The sequence below is a fragment of the Rhodopirellula sp. MGV genome, assembly GCF_002251265.1.
Taxonomy (GTDB): Bacteria; Planctomycetota; Planctomycetia; order Pirellulales; family Pirellulaceae; genus Stieleria; species Stieleria baltica_A.
On record NZ_NPDI01000057.1, the window covers coordinates 1 to 18,323 of the forward strand.

The following is an 18,323-nucleotide window of genomic DNA, read 5'->3' on the forward strand; positions in this document are numbered from 1 at the left end:
CTACCTAGGCCGCTAGTTCTCGTTCTCGTTACAAGGCTCCGCCTACCGCAGCCTGAATTCAGGTTGCGGCAGGCAGAGCCTGCGATTCAGTCCGTCACAAGGCGGAGCCTTGTAACGAGTGACTCGTGACGGGGTTCCTGCCTCGTCACGCTATGTCTTTCAGGCTCCCGCCTGACCAGCGCAACGAATTCAGGCTGCGGTAGGCGGAGCCTTGTAACGAGAACGAGAACTAGCGGCCTAGGTAGGCGTCGATTTGTTCGGCTTTGCGGAGCAGGTAGGGGATGTGTTGCTCGGTGGTTTTCACCAACCTTGACATCTGACGCATTTGTTCGCTGAACTCGCCGGCAAACTTGCGCTGTTGCTCGTCGCGCCACGTTTGTTCGAGTTGATTCATTTGGGTTCCGAGCGCGGTGGAACGCTCTTTCAGCTCTTCGACAAATCGATGCAAGTGCGATGCGAATTGACGAAGTTGTTCGGGATCGACAACAGCTTGACTCATGAGGATTCCTTTTGACTTGCGGCGGCTTGTTTTTCGGCGGCGATCGCGTGATCGAGCTGTTGCAGTTGTTTGCGGTAATGCTGGCCGGTTAACGAGAGGGCCAGTTTTTCAGAGAGTTCTATGAGCAGCATTAGACTGGTGCGGCGAAGCGGCTTTGGTGCGACCACGGCCCGTCGGAGAGCGACCGCACGAAGTTCCTTCATCGCGGGCAGGTCTTTGCCCATCGCGAGCAGGCACTTTGCGCGAAGGAAATGTGCTGCCGGCGAGTACTCGTCCAGTTCGGTCAACCGCCCTGCGTCCTTGTACGACTCTTCGAATAGTTCGGCATCGAACTTTGCCTCTGCCATGACAAGTCGGTAGCTGACTTGCGACGGGTCGCGTTCCAGCCGCGCGCGACAGACATCCATGCGGCGGTGAGCCCAGTCGCTGCGGCTGCGTTCGAGTTCCCGGTCGGCTTCGACCGAGTTGATACGATCCGCCAGATCCGTGACTTCGCGGAGCTGTTGCAGCGAGCGGGCCAAGATCGCTTCTTCGAGCTGCCAAGTCACCTGTTCGTCGTCAGGAAAAATCTGCTTGGCTTGTTGCAGTAATCGCTTGGCTTCGATCGGACGTTGTTCGTCGCGATAGATCGCCGCAAGTTCTAAAAAGCCGTCCAGGTCGGTCGGATTGGCTTTGAGTTTGTGTTCGAGTTCTTGCCGACGTTCCAGTTGGACTTTTTGTTTTTGTTCCTGCGAAGCTTCGCTGCCAAAGTCTTCGGTCGTCGACGGGCGTCGCAGAAGTTCGTCGGGCGTGACCGGTCGCCAGCGTCCGCCTTCGAGTGGGCTGAGGTCGGGATTGCCAGTTTGGTTTCCCGTCGACGCGGAAGACTCCCGAGTTTGCCCTTTGGATTCACGGGGCATTGGCTCGCTTGCTAACGGAGAACGGCCAGACGTGTCGGTCATCGGATCGACAGAGCGGAATTGAGAATTGGACTCGTTCATGGCTGCCGCAGATTTAAAAGAAAAGGTTGCAGCGGACGAACCGCTGCAACCCAGTTTGAACGCTCTTTCCGCTGGATGCAAATCGGTAAGGGCAAATCACCAGGGGGCACGGATGTAATAGTACCCGAATTGATCCGTGTGGCTGGGCCACGCTGGTGTGGGTCGGAGCTGCCCCGCGGGTGCCGCGCCGATGCCTGGTGCGCTGCGTCCGAATTGGTGATGGATCGGATACATCGTGTTTTGGCTGACGCCCCAGGCGTAGTTGGTACGCATGTGAGCGGTCGGCGGAACGACAACGGCCAACGGTTGGTTGTAGTTCTGTTGGTAGTATCCGCCGTGCCAAGGACGGTCCATGGCAAAGTTATGCGACCAACGCTGGGTCATTGATTTGCGTCCGACGGCCGAAGCATCGTCGCTGGTCGCCACGGAGAACGTCGCGACGCAGGCCAGAAGAAGCAGTAGTTTTCGCATCTTTCTATTCTGTGGGTTAAAAGTCTTTGATCGATCGATGGCGAACTGGGTTAGCGTGGCAAACGCAGCTTGTTCCAGTAGACGTTTTCGATGGCGGTGCGAACGGGCGGGTAGCTGTATTTGACTTTCGTACGGTTCAAGCCACGGCCGTTGTCATAAAAGTTGTGATAACGGTCTTTGTGCTTGTACATCATTTCGTGCGGATAAAACGGTTGGTACGTGAAGTACGTGTTTCCGACGAATTGTGGCACTGGCAACGGAGAAACGTACATTTGGGCGTTTGCCGCGTTGCAGTTGCCTTGCGAGTAAAAGTTGTAAAACAGATCCGGACGGTCGTATTGGCGCGGTTGGCAACCGATTTCCTGGTTGCGTCGTCCCAGCCCAAGTTTGCTGAGGCAGGATCCGTCGGCGCAGGTTCCGTTTTCGCATGCCGGGCAGCTGCCGACAGCTTCGCCTTCATAAACGATGTCGCCGACATAGTTGGTCGGGGCGACAGCGGGAGCAGCAACCGTGTCACTGACCACTTCTGCTTTCACGATGAATGCTTCGTCGGCGTGGCTGGTCGAAGTGATCGTCGCCAGTGACAGCCCGGCGGCCAGAGCGACGGAGGCGACAATGTATTGTTTGAATTGCAGTTTCATCCGGTGGTTCCTCCGAACCGTTGTTTCAGCCAAAGATTCCGTTCTTGGTAACGAGGCAAACGCGCCTCAAGCCTGACTCCCGCGTCACCTCATTGACGCTGGCCTTGGTGCGAGCGGTGTCCGCCTGACAAACTTGCTGGCAATCTAGACCCACACAGCAATCCTTGTCGGTCGAATTAGGGGGTGTCCCACAGTCGCCGCTTTTGAAGTCGGGCGACCGCTGTATCGAGCACCACCGAAGCGATCGCCAGACGCGTTTCCACCCGCCTATTCGGCCTAACCGGAAAACTTTGCCGCCGTCGCCTATCTAGAAAAACTAATGCTGCTGCCGTAACTTGGTCGATCACGCAAGGCTGGTGAACCACCGACAGACGACTTTTCGAGAGTGCAAAGGACCCCTAACTCGTGGCAAAACGACGTACCCGAAACCAGACAGGAAAGAACGGTAAGTCGCTTTTCGAATCGGTTGATGAATCGATCTTGCAAGCGATCCCGCTCCGTCAAGCGGCACAAGAACGCTACCTGAACTATTCGCTTTCGGTCATCACCAGCCGCGCGCTGCCCGATGTTCGTGACGGGTTGAAACCGGTACAGCGACGAACGCTGTACACGATGCATCAACAGGGGCTGAACTCGACCGCCAAGCATCGCAAGTGTGCGAAAGTCGTCGGGGACGTGATGGGTAACTACCACCCCCACGGTGACAGCTCGATCTACGAAGCGTTGGTGCGGATGGCCCAGCCGTTTTCGATGCGAATGCCACTGATCGACGGCAGCGGCAACTTCGGCAGTGTGGACGGCGACAACGCGGCGGCGATGCGTTACACCGAATGTCGTATGACGCCGATCGCGGGCGAGGTGTTGGCGGACCTGTCGACCCGCACAGTGCCGTTCAAAGCGAACTATGACGGCACCCGTGAAGAACCCGTCGTGCTGCCCAGCCGTTTGCCGAACCTGCTGCTCAACGGGACGACCGGCATCGCTGTCGGGATGGCAACCAACATCCCCCCGCACAACTTGAAAGAGATCGTTGCCGCACTTTTGAAACTGCTGCGTGATCCCGAGATCAAGGATTACCAACTGGTCGCCAACGACGCGATTCAGGCACCGGACTTTCCGACCGGCGGGCAGATCATCAACACGAAAGAAGAACTTCGTGAGATCTACCAAAACGGTCAGGGCACGATCAAGCTGCGTGGGACGGCGAAGGAAGGCGAAGCGTCTACCAAAGCACAAAAGATTCTGCAGATCGATTCGATTCCCTACAGCGTCAACAAGGCGTTGTTGGTCGAACGGATGAGCGAACTGGTGTTCGATGGCAAGCTGCCGTTGGTGACCGAAGTTCGCGACCTGTCGACGGATGAGATCCGCATCGACGTGTACTTAAAGAAAGACGCGGATGAATCCAAAGTGCTCGCGTTTTTGTACAAGCACACCGACTTGCAAAAGAACTTCAACGTCAACATGACGTGCCTGATTCCGACGGAGAATCCTGAGCTTGGGACGCCGGAACGGTTGTCGCTGAAGGAAATGCTGTGGTACTTCTTGAAGTTCCGCTTGGAGATCGTCACACGACGACTAGAAAACGAGCTCGCCGCCCTGGAACGACGGCTGCATATCCTCGAAGGCTTCGCGCTGATCTTCGATGCGCTCGACGAAATCATCAAGATCATCCGCAACAGCGACGGCAAGGCTGACGCGGCCGCAAAGATCATGAAACGTTTTCCAGCCGACCAAGGCGGCCTGGACGAAGACCAGACCGATGCGATTTTGGAGCTGAAACTGTATCGGCTCGCTCGCTTGGAAATCAACTTGATCATGGACGAGTTGAAAGACAAGAACAAACGGGCTCGTCAGATTCGCAAGCTGCTGAAAGAAGACACCCAAGACACGAATTCGTCTGGACGTTGGGCGATCGTTCGCGAAGAAATCGAATCGCTCGTGACGACCTACGTTGGCGACAAGTGGTCTCGACGTTTGACCGCGATCGATTCCAACGAAAGCGAACTGGAATACAGCGAAGAAGACTTCATCGTCGCCGAAGACTGCCACGTGCTGGTCACTCGCGATGGCTGGGTCAAGCGTCAAAAACAAATCAACGATCCCTCCAAAAGCCGTCTGCGTCAGGGCGACGAAGTCCTGGCCGTTGTGGCTGGCGACACACGATCGACGCTCGGGTTTTTCTCGTCACTTGGCGTCTGCTACACCACGCGGTTTATCGACGTCCCCGCCTCGACGGGCTTTGGCGAGCCAATCCAAAAGCTGTTCAAAATGAAAGACGGCGAACGCATCATCGCTGTCATGTCATTCGATTCACGAACGCTTGCGGGCAGCATTCAAGAGGATCCCAAGCACCCCGATTACTACCCCGAAGTCCACGCGATCGCGGCGACCACCAACGGTTATGCGATGCGGTTCGGGCTGGCCGCGTTTGCAGAGCCGTCGACCCGAAGCGGTCGCCGCTACGCACGCGTTGCCACAGACGCCTCGGTGATCGATGTGTTGGCGATCGGTGGCAGCGAAGTGTTGCTGGCCGTTTCGACGAATTGCCGGGCGATCGTTTGTGAAAGCGTGGAAGTGAACTATCTGTCCGGTGCTGGCAAAGGCGTGATGTTGATTCGCTTGGGCAAGGACGACCAGTTGCTGGGATTCAAGGCCAGCAGCGGTGATCGTGATCTGCTGACAGTGGAAACCAACCGCGGTGCCAAAAAGACAATTAGCACAGCCAAATACCGCGTGACCAGCCGTGGCGGGCGCGGCGTCGAAATTCAAAAGAACGGCAAGATCGCCAAGATCATTGCACCGCCACCGGCCGCGCCGGAACCTTTCGAGGAATCGTGATGCGTCTGCGGCCCTCGCTGTGATAGCGACCTGTCACGCGGGCCTGTGACATCGATTCTCCCGACAACTAATCCAGAATAACTCAACCGCAACCTACTTCATCAATGGCAAAGAAATACAACGCCGAAGCCATCGTCGCTCTCGAAGGACTCGAACCCGTTCGTAAGCGACCCGGGATGTATATCGGCGGGGTCAGTAGCGCCGGCCTGCATCACTTGATTTGGGAAATCGTCGACAACTCTGTCGACGAAGCCATGAATGGCCACGCCAGTGAAATCGTGGTGACGTTGCATAAAGACGGCCAGTCGGTATCGGTCGGCGATAACGGTCGTGGGATCCCGGTCGACAAGCACCCCAAAACCAAAAAGCCAGCTTTGGAAATGGTGCTGACCGTGCTTCACGCCGGTGGCAAGTTCGAAGGGCAAAACTACAAAACCGCCGGTGGTCTACACGGCGTCGGAGCTTCGGTCGTCAACGCGCTCAGCAAGTCGTTGACGGCGGTCGTCAAACGTGATGGCGCCCAGTACAAGATGGAATTCGAGCGTGGAGTCCTGAAAGGGCGGCTGCAAAAATTGAAAGGCGCCGTTCGTGGGACCGGGACCGAGATCACCTTTTCGCCTGACCCACAGATCTTTCCGAAAACAACGTTTGATGCCGAAACGATCCGCCACCGTTTAGAAACCGCAAGCTTTCTGCACCGCGGATTGAAGGTCGTCTTTGACAACCAAGTCGACGGCAAAAAGGAAACGTTCCTGCACGAAAAAGGCATCGTCGATTACTTGGCGGCGGTATTAAAGGAACGGAAAGCCCGACCGATTCACGAAGCACCCTTCACACATGCGGTCGACGACGACATCCGTTTGGAAGTCGCAATGCAGTGGACCGAGTCGACCGACGAGCACGTTCGCAGCTATGTCAACGGGATTCCCACCGGCAGCGGCGGTACCCACGAAAACGGTTATCGCGGTGGCTTGAACAAGGCCGTACGGAACTACATCGACACGCACAATCTGACTCCACGCGGGGTCAAGATCACCCACGAAGATATTCGCGAGGGCATGGTCGCAATCGTGTCCGTCTTTATCAGCGATCCACAGTTCCAAGGTCAAACGAAGGACCGGCTGAACAATACCGAAACACACAGTGCTGTCGAATCTGCGGTGCGTGGCGAGATCGAACAGTGGATGAACAGCAACCGTTCGATCGCGGATTCGATCATCGCTCGGATCATTGCTGCCGCGCGGGCTCGAGCGGCTTCGCGCGCCGCGTCCGAAGCGGTTTCCCGAAAGGGCGGATCGAAACGGACGATGCTGCCCGGAAAACTCAGTGATTGTGTCTCCGGTGGCAAAATGGAATCCGAGCTGATCATCGTGGAAGGCGACTCGGCAGGCGGAACAGCCAAGCAATGCCGCGACCGGAACTACCAAGCGATTTTGCCGCTGCGTGGTAAGGTGCTGAACACCGAGAGCGCGACGCTGAAAAAGATCCTCGACAATCGCGAAATCCAAGACGTCGTTGCTTCGCTGGGTTGTGGTATCGGACCGAAGATCGATCTCACGCAGCTACGATACGGACGCATCATCTTGCTCGCCGATGCGGACTCCGACGGTCATCACATCACCACGTTGTTGTTGACGTTCTTCTATCGCCACATGCCACAATTAATTTCGGACGGGCGATTGTTTATCGCCGTTCCGCCGCTGTACCGAATCGACTTGGGCAAAGAAACCTACTGGGCAAAAGACGACGCGCACCGCGCGAAGATCCTGACGGAGTACAGCGGTCGTGCGAAACCGGAGATTACCCGCTTTAAAGGTCTGGGAGAAATGATGCCCAAGGTTCTTTGGGAAACAACCTTGGACCCAGCCAATCGTCAGCTCTTGCGCGTCGAAGTGGACGACCAATTAGAAACCGACCGTGTAATCAGCGACTTGATGGGCCGCGACGCTTCCGCCCGATTCCGCTTCATCATGGATCGTGCCGGCGACGCCGAAGTCGATGTCTAGACTTTTGTCGGCTTCAAGTAAGATGGCTAAGTGATACGGCGCCGGTTTCGACGGACGCCACAACGCTTCGACCAACCACTTGAAACGATGCGCCAATTCTACCTATCAAACTTGCTCGCTTTCGTTGCGTTCTTTCATGCGTTCCCAACGGCGTTGCAAGCCCAGCGTTCAGACGACCGATCGGCTGATGCAATTGCGACAGAGCTTGCGAACAAAATCACCAAGGTGTGGCGCAGTGGATTTGAAAGTAACCTTGATCAAGTCGCAACAGTTGAAACGAGTCCAACGATCTCGGCCGGCCTGATTCCACTTGAACAGATCCGTGTCCGTTTCAACGACCAGTTTGAGTGGACTTTGGCTCGTGACGTCGTGAAGAAACGGCTGCTCGAACGGTTTACGTTCGAAGAGCTTCAGACGATCGCGACGTTTTATCAGTCCTCTGCCGGACAAAAGATGCTCGCCCAAACCCCAGCGTTAGAGCAAACACTTTCGCAGCTTGTCCAACACGGAATGCTGCGAGCAAAACTTTCCAAGGTTGCCGAGGGGCAATTGCGAGAAAAACTTTCTTCGATGGAACCCGCGGATCAGAAGTTTGTGATCGACGCGATGAAGGAAAATTCCGTGGACACGAAGAATCTGCTCGGACGCTGGCATGCAGACGACCGAGATGAAACCGGCGAGGGTTACGTCGGTTGGAATGAACGGCAACGATCGGGCAAATGGACAACCGTCGCACGAAGTGTCGACCATCAGGCGAAAGAGTATTGGACCTTTGACGACGAAGGCATTTGGTTTTCTAAAGGACGACTGATCGTTGAGATCTCAAGCCAACCAGGGTCGCTCGCGCTGTTCACGATTGTTGAAGAAGCGACACCAACTGTCCTAAAAAGTCGGACGGTCGATGAGACGATCGGACATTCTGAGTGGCCATTGAATGAAGATGACCGCATCCCGATCAAGATTCCTGAAATGCCTCTGGGCTATCGCGATCCGTTGGTCCGAGCGAACTGATTCGATCCCTTAGCAAACAAAACGACGCCACTTTACGGTGTCCAAGTCGCCGAGCTAGCGGCGACTTGAACGTTATCGATTCGGACGTGCCGGACTTCAGTGATGGTGTCCGCCGTGATGACGGTGATAGTGTCCCGGCACGACGTCGTAGTGATTTCCGTGTCGGTAGACTTGCGTCGGATAGTAGTCGATGTGTGGCCGACTGGGGTGATAGTTCCGATATCGACTGGTGTAGCCGTAGGAAGGTGAATAGCTGCGGTAGCTGCTGTAACCTCGATAGGTCGGAACCCCATAGCCGAAGCTGCGTGACGAGAAGCCACCGTAGTGAGCACCAAACGAGCTTCCGTAGTTTCCGATCCGGAGCGAGAAACCCTGTGCGTTCGCAGCCGGGGTGTCAGCCAGTGTGAGTGCACCGATAGCGATGAGCGGGGCCACGATCATAGTCAGTTTTCGAAACATCTTTCTGTCCGTAGAGGTCAAAAGGTGAGCGGCGTTCGGCCGCGAATTGCATGAATGGTTGAGGTGTTGAGGGCAGCCATGGTTAGCCGCCCGGCTCGTTCCCTGAATAAAAGCATCAGGCGGACCATAAGAGTGCCAAACCCGGAAACACACGTGAAACACGGCAAAAACCCCACTCGAGGACCAATACACAGAAACGATAGGTGTTGTCAATGTGAGTGCGCGGCTGTTCGAAATGAGACTTTGCTGGCGGATTTCTGCGTTGATCGACTGCTTTCCTTACCCGCCGAATCCGGGGTGTAGAACGTGTAATTTGCGGGTGGTCGCTCCCGGCTCTTGTGCCCCCACGAGGAGGGTTGGATCGAGTACGATTGCACCAGCCCGGGGGAGGGCTAGAGTGACTTGCATGGAAGCGGCCACAACGCACGTAGCGGAAATGAATCCATGGGCGCGGCTGACAAGCGTCGTGAGAAACTTCGACAGCTGTTCAAGAGTTTGGCACCGATCAGTGCGTTTTCGAAGGAACAGGTGCGTGAGTGCTGTCCTGATTTGACCGCGGGGTTCGTCAGCGCGACGCTGAAGGACCTGGTCCGTGAAGGAATTCTGGATCGCTACCAGAGCGATGAGAACGAAACGTTTGCGTGGCGAAACGCGCAGATTCGTGTTGATCCGTCGCATTGGATCGAGCGTCAAGTCAGCGGGAACCAAGTCACCGCACAGCCCGAGCATGAGCGGCCTCGCGAGCGTTTGCTTGCGGTCGGTGCCGAGCAACTCCGGGACGCAGAGTTGCTGGCGATTTTGATTCGGGTCGGGATCAAAGGGGAATCGGCGATCGAGGCGGGGCGTCGGCTTTCCCGCGCATTTGACAAGAACTTGGCAGAGCTACGTTTGACCAGCAAAGATGACTTACGCAACGTCAGCCCTGCAGTCACGGTCACCAGCTACGCCGCGATTATGGCTGGGATAGAACTGGGGCGCCGGGTCGCCGCACAAGAACGTCGGCATCGCCGCGAAAACACGCCGATCACCAGCACGACTGCTGCGATAGCGTATTGCGAGGAAGCGTTTGACAACTTGGCACGCAACAGCGTCCAAGAGGAATTCCACATCGTGACACTGAGTACAAAGCATCTGCCAATCAACACGCACCTAGTGACACGTGGGACGCTCGATGCGAGTTTGGTGCATCCGCGCGAAGTGTTCCGATTGGCGATTCGTGATTCTGCGGCTGCCGTCATCCTGGTACATAACCACCCGTCAGGGGATGCGACACCGAGTCGCGAGGATCATCAGGTCACCAATCGGTTAACCGAGGCGGGTAAACTGATTGGTATTACCGTACTGGATCACATTGTGGTGGCGTCGGAAGGTTCGATTAGTATCCGAGAATCACGTTGAAACCCACTCGGCCCAATTGCTCGTGGCGACTATGTTGAAGCGCGCTTTGCTGAAACATGCCGTTCGTTAAAGCGTGTCGTGCCAAAGTCGACTTTGGCCCCTCCAATTGATTAACGCGAGCCATCCCACCTTTCCCGCCTCATGAATCAAACATCTTGTGATCTAAATGTGGTTGCCGTCGAGTCAGGGCAACATTCACACGCGGCCTCAACTATTGCGAGTCGGGAAAAGCGGCAGTCGTTGGCTGGAAAGTTGGTTCGCATCAGCGCAGCCGCCATTTTGGGGTGTGGGCTCGCGAGTGGGCGTGTTCACGCAGATGAAAACGATGCCGATGTCGAGCACGTCCCGACGATGCGTGAAATGCAAACGCAGTCCGTCGAAACAGGCAAGCCTGTATACGGTCACTGGGGCACCGATCCGACCAAGTTCAGTACCTGGACCAATCACAGCAACCGTTTGATTCCTGTCTACACATTCGGCATGACGCTGGATAAATGGCGTGAAGAAGGCAGCGCCTATCATGATCAGGCGCGATTGGAAGCGATGGCTGGCGAATTGGGCGACGGCGTCGTCAATCCGCAAGCAACGTACTACGACCAAACCGATGTTTACCGTCTGCAAAAGGCGGCCGTCGATGCGGGTTATACGAACATCATCGTGATGGTGTTTGACGGCATGGATTGGCAAACGACTCGCGCCGCTGCGATCTATAACACCGGCGAAATCAAGTACGAGTCCGGCCGCGGCACCGGCCTTCACTTCCAAGATGACCGACGCGTCACAACAGACTTTGGCTTGGTCGTTACGAGTGCGGCGGCAAGTGGCGCGAAGACTGACGTCGATGCCCAAATGGTTCGCTCGGTCAGCGAAGGGTCCAAACGCGGTTACAACATCCAACTCGCCGGACGCACCCCTTGGGATGAACGCGACAATAGCGACTACCTGATTGGCAAAGATCGTAACGTTCCGCATACCGTGACGGATTCGGCGTCATCGGCAACCAGTTTGTTTAGCGGGATCAAGACCTACAACGCGTCGATCAACTACGCAGTCGACGGAACACAGGTTGCACCGATCGCACGCGAGTTGCAACGCGACAAAGGGTTCAAAGTCGGCGTCGTGACCAGTGTCCCCGTCAGCCACGCGACTCCAGCCGCAGCCTACGCCAACAACGTCTCTCGAAAAGACTATCAAGACATCAGCCGCGACTTGGTCGGTTTGCCATCGGCGTCTCACCGCGACGAAGCATTGCCGGGCGTCGATGTGCTGATCGGAAGTGGGTGGGGCGAGTCTGACGACAAGGACAGTTCCCAGGGCCAGAACTACGCTCAAGGCAACAAGTACTTCCACGAAGAAGACATCAAGTCCTCGGATTTGGAAAACGGCGGACGATACCGCGTCGTGCAGCGAACCGCAGGTCAAAATGGACGTGAAGGCTTGATGACGGCCGCCGAACAGGCTGCCGAAAACGGTGAGCGTCTACTCGGTTACTTTGGCGTCGGCAAAGGCCATCTGCCGTTTGCAACCGCTGATGGAAACTTCGATCCGACAGTTGATGTAAGCAAGGCCGAAGAGTACTCCGAAGCCGACATTGACGAGAATCCAAACGTCGGTGATATGGCCGAAGCCGCATTGACCGTGCTCGAAAAAGCTGACCAAGGATTTTGGTTGTTGGTCGAAGCTGGCGATGTTGACTGGGCCAACCACTCCAACAATTTGGACAACAGTATCGGCGCTGTTTTAAGCGGTGATGCGGCGTTCACGCGTATCATGGACTGGGTCGACAAAAAAGGCGATTGGGAAAAAACGTTGGTCATCGTCACCGCCGACCATGGTCACTACCTCGTGATCGATGATCCTCAAGCGATCGCGGATGCGGGAAAAGCGAAATAACCCTTCAAGGAACGGATGATGATTAATCGTCGAGAGTGCCTGTCGCGTTGTGGTTTTGGACTCGGCGCGATGGCGCTAGCGGATCTCTTGGTCCGAGACTCTGCACAAGCCAGCGACGGCGTGCTTAGCGGCGCGTTGCATCATCCGGGGAAGGCAAAGTACGTCATTCACTTGTTCATGAATGGCGGCCCCAGTCACGTTGACACGTTCGACTACAAACCCGAACTCAATCGCTTTGCGGGAAAGACAGCTCCCAACGGCAATCTGAAAACCGAGCGGCCGACCGGCGTCGTACTCGGCTCGCCGTTCAAGTTCAAGCCGTATGGCGAATCGGGAATCCATGTCAGCGAACTGTTCGAAAACACGGCCAAGCATATCGATGACATCTGCCTGATTCATTCGATGCACGCCGATGTGCCGAATCACGAACCGTCGCTGATGTTGATGAACACGGGAGAGTCACGATTGGTTCGTCCCAGTGTCGGTTCTTGGCTGTCATATGGACTGGGCAGCGAAAACGACAACCTGCCGTCATTCGTAACAATGTGCCCAGGTGGCTATCCGATCAAGGAGTCACAGAATTGGCAGAATGCGTTTTTGCCGGGCAAATATCAGGCAACCTATGTCGATTCTAGCCACCGGCAAATCGATCGATTGCTCGAAAATATCCGCAGCGAACTGGTCGCCAAGCCTGACCAACGCGACCAGCTTGATTTTTTAGCCGACCTGAACCGGCGACATGCCGCAAGTCGTCCGCACGACGCAGCTTTGGAATCACGTCTGGACTCGTTTGAACTCGCCTATCGAATGCAAAGCGAAGCGGCTGACGCGTTTGACACGACTCGCGAGCCACAATCGATCCGCGAAGCATACGGCGAGCACGATTTTGGTCGGCAAACGCTGATCGCCAGGCGATTGGTTGAACGTGGCGTGCGATACGTGCAGCTTTACACTGGTGCAGGGCAGCCCTGGGACAACCACGACGACTTAGAAACGGGCCACCGCAACTTAGCCGGACAAGTTGACCGTCCAATCGCGGCTCTGCTCGATGATTTGAAACGGCTTGGCCTGTTTGAAGAAACGCTGGTGATCTGGGGCGGCGAATTCGGCCGCACTCCCGTCGTTGAAATGCCTCGCGACGGTGCCAACCAAGGCAAAATGAATGGCCGCGATCACAACCACTGGGGCTTTACGGTCTGGATGGCAGGCGGCGGCGTCAAAGGCGGACAGACGGTCGGCAAAACGGACGACATCGGGTTTCAATCGGTCGAAAACCGTGTTCATGTGCACGACCTCCACGCGACGATGCTGCACCTCATGGGCATCGATCACAAGCGTCTGACATATCGCTACGCCGGGCGTGACTTCCGCTTGACCGACGTACACGGTCGTGTCGTCGACGAAGTCCTGGCGTAACTTCGTTTAAGCGGATGACAACTTATTTGGCTGGTGTACCCATCAGGTGGTAATGCAGGTGAGGAACCTCCTGTCCGCCCGCTTCGCCGCAGTTGATCGCAACTTTGTAGCCTGCGGCCAATCCTTCGTCGGCAGCAATTTTGCTGAGCACGACCATACAGTGTCCAACCAACGGGGCATCGTCTTCGGAAAGATGAGCCAGTGAAACGATCTCCCTCTTTGGTATCACCAACACGTGGACTGGCGCCTTGGGGGCGATGTCACGGAAAGCCAAGCATTGCTCGTCTTCGTAGACAATGTCTGCCGGGATTTCCTTGTCGATGATTTTCTTGAAGATCGAGCTCATGAATTTTCAATCCACCGTTTTACGTCCGAGTCATCTGGCACATCCAATTGCCGGAACTTGCTGATTTTCCCGGCCGGCTCATCGTACAACAGCATCGTCGCCGTTGACAGTTCACTGGCAATCGGTGAATCGATCAGCAGTGACGAATCGGAAGCGTTCAAACGTCCGAGCAGACGCAGTTCGACATCGTGTTGAGACTGCCGTGGCAACCAGCGGCTGACGATTTCGGCGCTGCCACAGACCAATAACGTATAGACGTGCGCTGGCGGGCCGTCTTTGAGCAATTCGCGAAACGCTTGGCCGCCAGACATCGGGCCGCTACCCGCGTCGAGCGAAAAACTGAAGGCATCGTCATGACGAAAGTCGCGGAAGCGATCGAGCGGGTCGATCACGACAACAATCGGTGGAACACCGACGGCTTCGTCGCCGCGTTCTTTGATCACGTCAACCAACCGTGTGATTTCTTCGGTTGCGTCACGTGGTTTGACTTCTTTTACATTGATCCCGGCTTCGCTCAGCCATTCGTGCATCGATTGGGATTCGGTGGGGCGATTGCCGTTGAAATAAACGACTTCCAAATCGGAGTACGTTTTTGCGAATCCCGAGACCACTGACGCGATCAATCCTGGGCGGGCGTCCGCAGGCGGGATCATCATGACATTTCGGCCCGCGTTGCGGCTCAGTTGCAACGCGACAGGCGGTCCGATCTCGACGGCTTCTCCTAGCAGTCCATGCAACTCTTCACGAGCCGTTGCGTCATGGTCAATCGCGGCGTTGGCGAGCGCCGGCGTCCAACGACTGGGGCGATTGCCTTCGAAGACGACGGCGGGGGGCAATTGATCGGTGAAGGACGCATCACGCTCGGAAATCGTGTGCAGCAACTCGTGCAGTTTTTCGGATCCCAACCAAGCGACTTGGAAAGGCTGGTTGCCTTCGATCAAGCCACCGGCGTCGTTGTAGATCGCTTCACCAGGTCGCGAGATCAATCGGGCGGCGGTGTTGTCATCCGACAGAATTAACGCCGCGTCGGATTCGCTGCACTGCATCGCGATGCGCACCGCCATCTGGCCAAGCGTCGCACGTGGTAGCGAGTACGCCCCGGCGAGCGATTGACTGCTCAGCACGACATGAATCCCGAATGAACGCCCTTGGCGGACCAAGCGATCGAGCAGCATCGCACATTCGGCGGCGACTTTATCATCGCGAATGAACAGCTCTTGGAATTCGTCGACCACCAACATGATCCGGGGCATCGACTGGCCGCTGACACGACGATACTCGGAAAGCTCTTGCGTGGAGTGTGCGCGAAACTGTTCACCGCGTTGTTGCAGTTCTTCATCCAAACGCTGCAGCACACTGCGTCCGAATTCCCGTTCGCTTTCGATGCCGATCACGCGGGCGTGCGGCAATTGACAATCCGCGTAAGCTTTGAACTCGACGCCCTTTTTAAAGTCCAATAGGTAGTACTGCAGTTGATCGGGCGTGTAGTGATAGGCCCCGCTGGTGATCAATGCGTGCAGCAACGTACTTTTACCCGATCCCGTTTTACCGGCGATCAAGACGTGTTGTTTGACGCCTTCGCCAAGATCGAGTGCCAGGCTTCGGTGTCCGCCTTGGCTACCGATCGTGATTTCGAGGCCGTGATCGGAACTGTCGCTGCCGCCGACGGTGGGCAGCATGCTTTCGAGCGGAACTTCAACACGCGCGGCCATCGTGGCGGCGGTTCCGACCGTCTCCACGACTTTGCCACGGTATTCGGCAGGCAGGTTCGCGGTCGGTTGAAATTCCAGCTTCTCCAGCCCCTCTTGATTCAGGCTCCAGTTCCCCGCCGCATCGATCGACAGTTCGATTAATCGTGCGTCCGAAGGTCGAGGCAAATCACTTGGCCAAGGCGTCGACTCGTCACAGGCCATCAACACAAACACGCCGCAGCGGATGCCTGATTCGATCAAGGCTTTGAGGTGTTTGTAAGCACCACGGGTTAAGCCTTCCGGCAAACCGACGGCAGCCACCGCGTGATAGGGTTCGGCCATCGAGCCGGCCAACACGTTGTAGTCTTCGACCCGTTCGAAGCGATCACGCAAACTGGATTGCAAGACGTCTTCGGCGTGCTGGGCGACTTCGCCCAAACGCGATTCGATTTGATTTTCGGTCGTCCATACCCGATGCCCTACTAAGGCCGGGTCATGATCGGTCAGTGACATAAACGAAGTAAAGCTTTGCCCACGTCCGACTGGATCGATCAACGTTGTTCGTGTGCGGCCACCGGATGTGCCGGTCAGCATACGCCACAGGACCGCTTGGATCAGTTCGATCGCCTGATTCATTTGCCCTGACGCGGCTCGAATCAATAACCCGCTATGCAAACGTCGATGCAGTGCGATGCAGAGCGAATCCGGAATTTCAGCCGGATTGAACATCGAATCGATCGCGCCGCCGGAGTCAGTTGCTTTCTGTACTGAAATAGTTTGATAGAGCAAATCGCCAACGGCTAACTCGCCGACGGGGACATAGTTTAAGTTTGGCTCGGACGTTTGAACTTCATTCGCGACTTGTTCCCAAGACGGAAATCGTTTCGAAGCATTGTCACTGAGTGATGAAATCCGATTCAGACCTACCCGAACACCTTCACGCATTCGATCCGTTACGTGTTGCAATTCATCGTGTCGTCGCTGGGCGTTGTCTTCGCGACGTTGATGCAATCGTTGGTCTGTCTGTGACAGTCGCGATGTGATTGACGCGGCAACCGATTCGGCTTTTTGGTTCATCTCCGCATTCAGCGAGTCATAGCCATTTTGAAAGCCGGTCTCCAACTGGCCGAGTTGTTCGGTCAAGCGATCGCGGGCGGCCTGTTCTTCGGCCATCAGGGTTTGGTTCAGGTGTTCAAGCTGTTCTTTGCGCCACTGTTCCGCTTGTCGCAGGTGTTCGTCACGGCGGGCGATCAGTTCTTCGCTTGACAGACGGGCCTGTTCGACCGAAATCTTTTTGCCGATCTCAGCGGCTTCTTCGGCCGCCCGCACCGTGCGGTAAATCCGGGGATAGGTTCGTCGTGTTTTGCGTCTTAGCGGAATCAAGAGAGCTGCGAACAAGCTAATTCCGAGAACGCCGGCGACAGCGACACCGGCCAGCATGACCGTCCAGAATGATTCGGGGCGCATCAGGACAACTGCGGTGATCCAGATCACGACGGCCGTTGCGACACCGGCGGGTAAGTAGAACGAATCAACAATCCGAACCGACGCTCCCGTTTGAAGGTCAATCACCGAATCATGAGCACGCTTTGTCAAATCACCGATGACTTCGACGGTGTGCCGAATCGAAGTTGGCCGTTCATACTCGATCACGTCCTCGGGGGCTTCTGCTGGCGGGACATTGGGGAGGCCGTCCAATCGGCGAACCGTCAATTCACAAGTCCACTGCATGTCCTTGCCGATCGCGACCATCGAGTGGTTGATCTTTTCGATTTCGCGTTTGCTTAGCTCGCCTGGTTCGTGCTTGTGCGATTCGTATTGGTGTTGGACGGCGCTGCGCCGGGCGTCGACTTTGTTTTCGATCGTCTCAACGCCTTGGCTTTTCTTGCGACGATAGAGTGATGCCAAGCGATTGATTTCATTCCGCAGCCGCAGCGTTTCGCTTTCATAGGCGGCAAAGACTTTTTCTTCGGCCGCGTCCCATTGCGAGAATGTCGTGTAGCGATCTCGCCGGCAGTCGGCGGTAACCCCGTTCCGCTCGGCGACCAGTTGGACCTCTTCTTCTTCACGCTGTGACGCATGTTGATGAACTAAGTTCAATCGCTCGGCGTGGCAGGTTTTGAAGCGAGCGATCAGAGCATCCAGCAACACTCGTTGCCGAGTGGGCGAAAGTAGTCCTGCTGGAGAGACGGACGAATCTTTCATAGCGGTGTACCGAAAGACGAGATGAGACGCGACAAGAAAAGGTACCCGACAAGGTCCATGCCGGATTTGTCGACGTCACATTGCGTCTACATTTTTACGGCCTCTCCAGGCCGGTGTCGCTACATTCAGTATACCTCGCGAGACCCTGTCTCGGTGTCGCTGATCGCGACCTGGGCCTTGCGGAGGTTTTCGGTGAATTCCGCTAAGCTGGCCGTAAAACGGCTCAAGCTGGGGGCGATCGCTGACAGGTCTTCTTGTTCGAACTGACGTGCCCGGTCATCTTTCCAGACCTCTTTCGTCTCCTGCCAGAGTCGGGCGAAGTCATTGAAGTCGCGTCGGAAGCGATTTTGTGCATCCGTCAGCGGGGCAAGATTCAATGGCTCGAGCATTGGAACTCCTCGAATGACTTAAGAGACGAAGTAACACCCGGTGGGCGTGGGGCCTCCCACCGGAAGGGATGTTATGC

The 18,323-nt window shown here is 56.1% G+C and carries 14 protein-coding genes; 6 read left to right on the plus strand and 8 right to left on the minus strand.

Going from position 1 to position 18,323, the window contains the following annotated elements:
• Positions 1-229: 229 nt before the first annotated feature.
• The 4 genes from CGZ80_RS20520 to CGZ80_RS20535 form a co-directional block, all read right to left on the minus strand.
• The gene (locus tag CGZ80_RS20520; RefSeq protein ID WP_094417560.1) at positions 230-499 is read right to left on the minus strand and encodes a WXG100 family type VII secretion target; all 270 of its coding nucleotides are present in this window, start codon (positions 497-499) and stop codon (positions 230-232) included.
• Entirely contained in the window at positions 496-1,479 is a 984-nt protein-coding gene (locus CGZ80_RS20525) for a hypothetical protein (protein ID WP_094417561.1), read from the minus strand. Before CGZ80_RS20525 ends, CGZ80_RS20520 begins: the two co-directional genes overlap by 4 nt.
• 96 nt (positions 1,480-1,575) lie before the next feature.
• Entirely contained in the window at positions 1,576-1,950 is a 375-nt protein-coding gene (locus CGZ80_RS20530) for a hypothetical protein (protein WP_094417562.1), read from the minus strand.
• Between the two features lie 50 nt (positions 1,951-2,000).
• Entirely contained in the window at positions 2,001-2,591 is a 591-nt protein-coding gene (locus CGZ80_RS20535; protein ID WP_094417563.1) for a hypothetical protein, read from the minus strand.
• 405 nt (positions 2,592-2,996) lie between these two features.
• Between CGZ80_RS20535 and CGZ80_RS20540 the strand changes: the two genes are divergently transcribed.
• The 3 genes from CGZ80_RS20540 (at position 2,997) to CGZ80_RS20550 (ending at position 8,449) form a co-directional block, all read left to right on the plus strand.
• Complete coding sequence (locus CGZ80_RS20540; protein WP_094417564.1) at positions 2,997-5,432, plus strand: DNA topoisomerase (ATP-hydrolyzing) subunit A; 2,436 nt, start codon at positions 2,997-2,999, stop codon at positions 5,430-5,432.
• A gap of 104 nt (positions 5,433-5,536) precedes the next feature.
• Positions 5,537-7,438, plus strand: a complete 1,902-nt coding sequence (locus CGZ80_RS20545; RefSeq protein WP_094417565.1) for a type IIA DNA topoisomerase subunit B — start codon at positions 5,537-5,539, stop codon at positions 7,436-7,438.
• A gap of 87 nt (positions 7,439-7,525) precedes the next feature.
• Complete coding sequence (locus tag CGZ80_RS20550) at positions 7,526-8,449, plus strand: DUF2059 domain-containing protein (RefSeq protein WP_143544056.1); 924 nt, start codon at positions 7,526-7,528, stop codon at positions 8,447-8,449.
• 96 nt (positions 8,450-8,545) lie between these two features.
• Here the strand turns inward: CGZ80_RS20550 and CGZ80_RS20555 are convergent, their stop codons facing one another.
• Positions 8,546-8,908, minus strand: coding sequence for a hypothetical protein (locus tag CGZ80_RS20555; RefSeq protein WP_094417567.1), 363 nt, complete (start codon positions 8,906-8,908; stop codon positions 8,546-8,548).
• A 444-nt stretch (positions 8,909-9,352) separates the two neighbouring features.
• Here CGZ80_RS20555 and radC point away from each other — a divergent pair, with 444 nt between their 5' ends.
• From radC to CGZ80_RS20570, 3 genes are all read left to right on the plus strand, one after another.
• A complete protein-coding gene (radC, locus tag CGZ80_RS20560; protein WP_094417603.1) occupies positions 9,353-10,306 on the plus strand; it encodes a RadC family protein in 954 nt (317 codons plus the stop codon).
• Between the two features lie 141 nt (positions 10,307-10,447).
• On the plus strand, positions 10,448-12,199 hold the full coding sequence (locus CGZ80_RS20565) for an alkaline phosphatase (protein WP_233148552.1): 1,752 nt from the start codon (positions 10,448-10,450) through the stop codon (positions 12,197-12,199).
• A gap of 18 nt (positions 12,200-12,217) precedes the next feature.
• Entirely contained in the window at positions 12,218-13,615 is a 1,398-nt protein-coding gene (locus CGZ80_RS20570) for a DUF1501 domain-containing protein (RefSeq protein WP_409994560.1), read from the plus strand.
• Between the two features lie 22 nt (positions 13,616-13,637).
• On the opposite strand, the gene CGZ80_RS20575 is transcribed toward CGZ80_RS20570, so the two are convergent.
• The 3 genes from CGZ80_RS20575 to CGZ80_RS20585 all read right to left on the minus strand — a co-directional run bounded on the left by CGZ80_RS20575 (position 13,638) and on the right by CGZ80_RS20585 (position 18,246).
• Positions 13,638-13,961 carry a histidine triad nucleotide-binding protein gene (locus tag CGZ80_RS20575; protein ID WP_094417569.1) on the minus strand — a complete coding sequence of 108 codons (324 nt, stop codon included), beginning with the start codon at positions 13,959-13,961 and terminating at the stop codon, positions 13,638-13,640.
• On the minus strand, positions 13,958-17,857 hold the full coding sequence (locus CGZ80_RS20580; RefSeq protein WP_094417570.1) for an FtsK/SpoIIIE domain-containing protein: 3,900 nt from the start codon (positions 17,855-17,857) through the stop codon (positions 13,958-13,960). The genes CGZ80_RS20575 and CGZ80_RS20580 overlap by 4 nt, the downstream gene beginning before the upstream one ends.
• 125 nt (positions 17,858-17,982) lie before the next feature.
• Positions 17,983-18,246, minus strand: coding sequence for a hypothetical protein (locus CGZ80_RS20585; protein ID WP_094417571.1), 264 nt, complete (start codon positions 18,244-18,246; stop codon positions 17,983-17,985).
• Positions 18,247-18,323 lie beyond the last annotated feature (77 nt).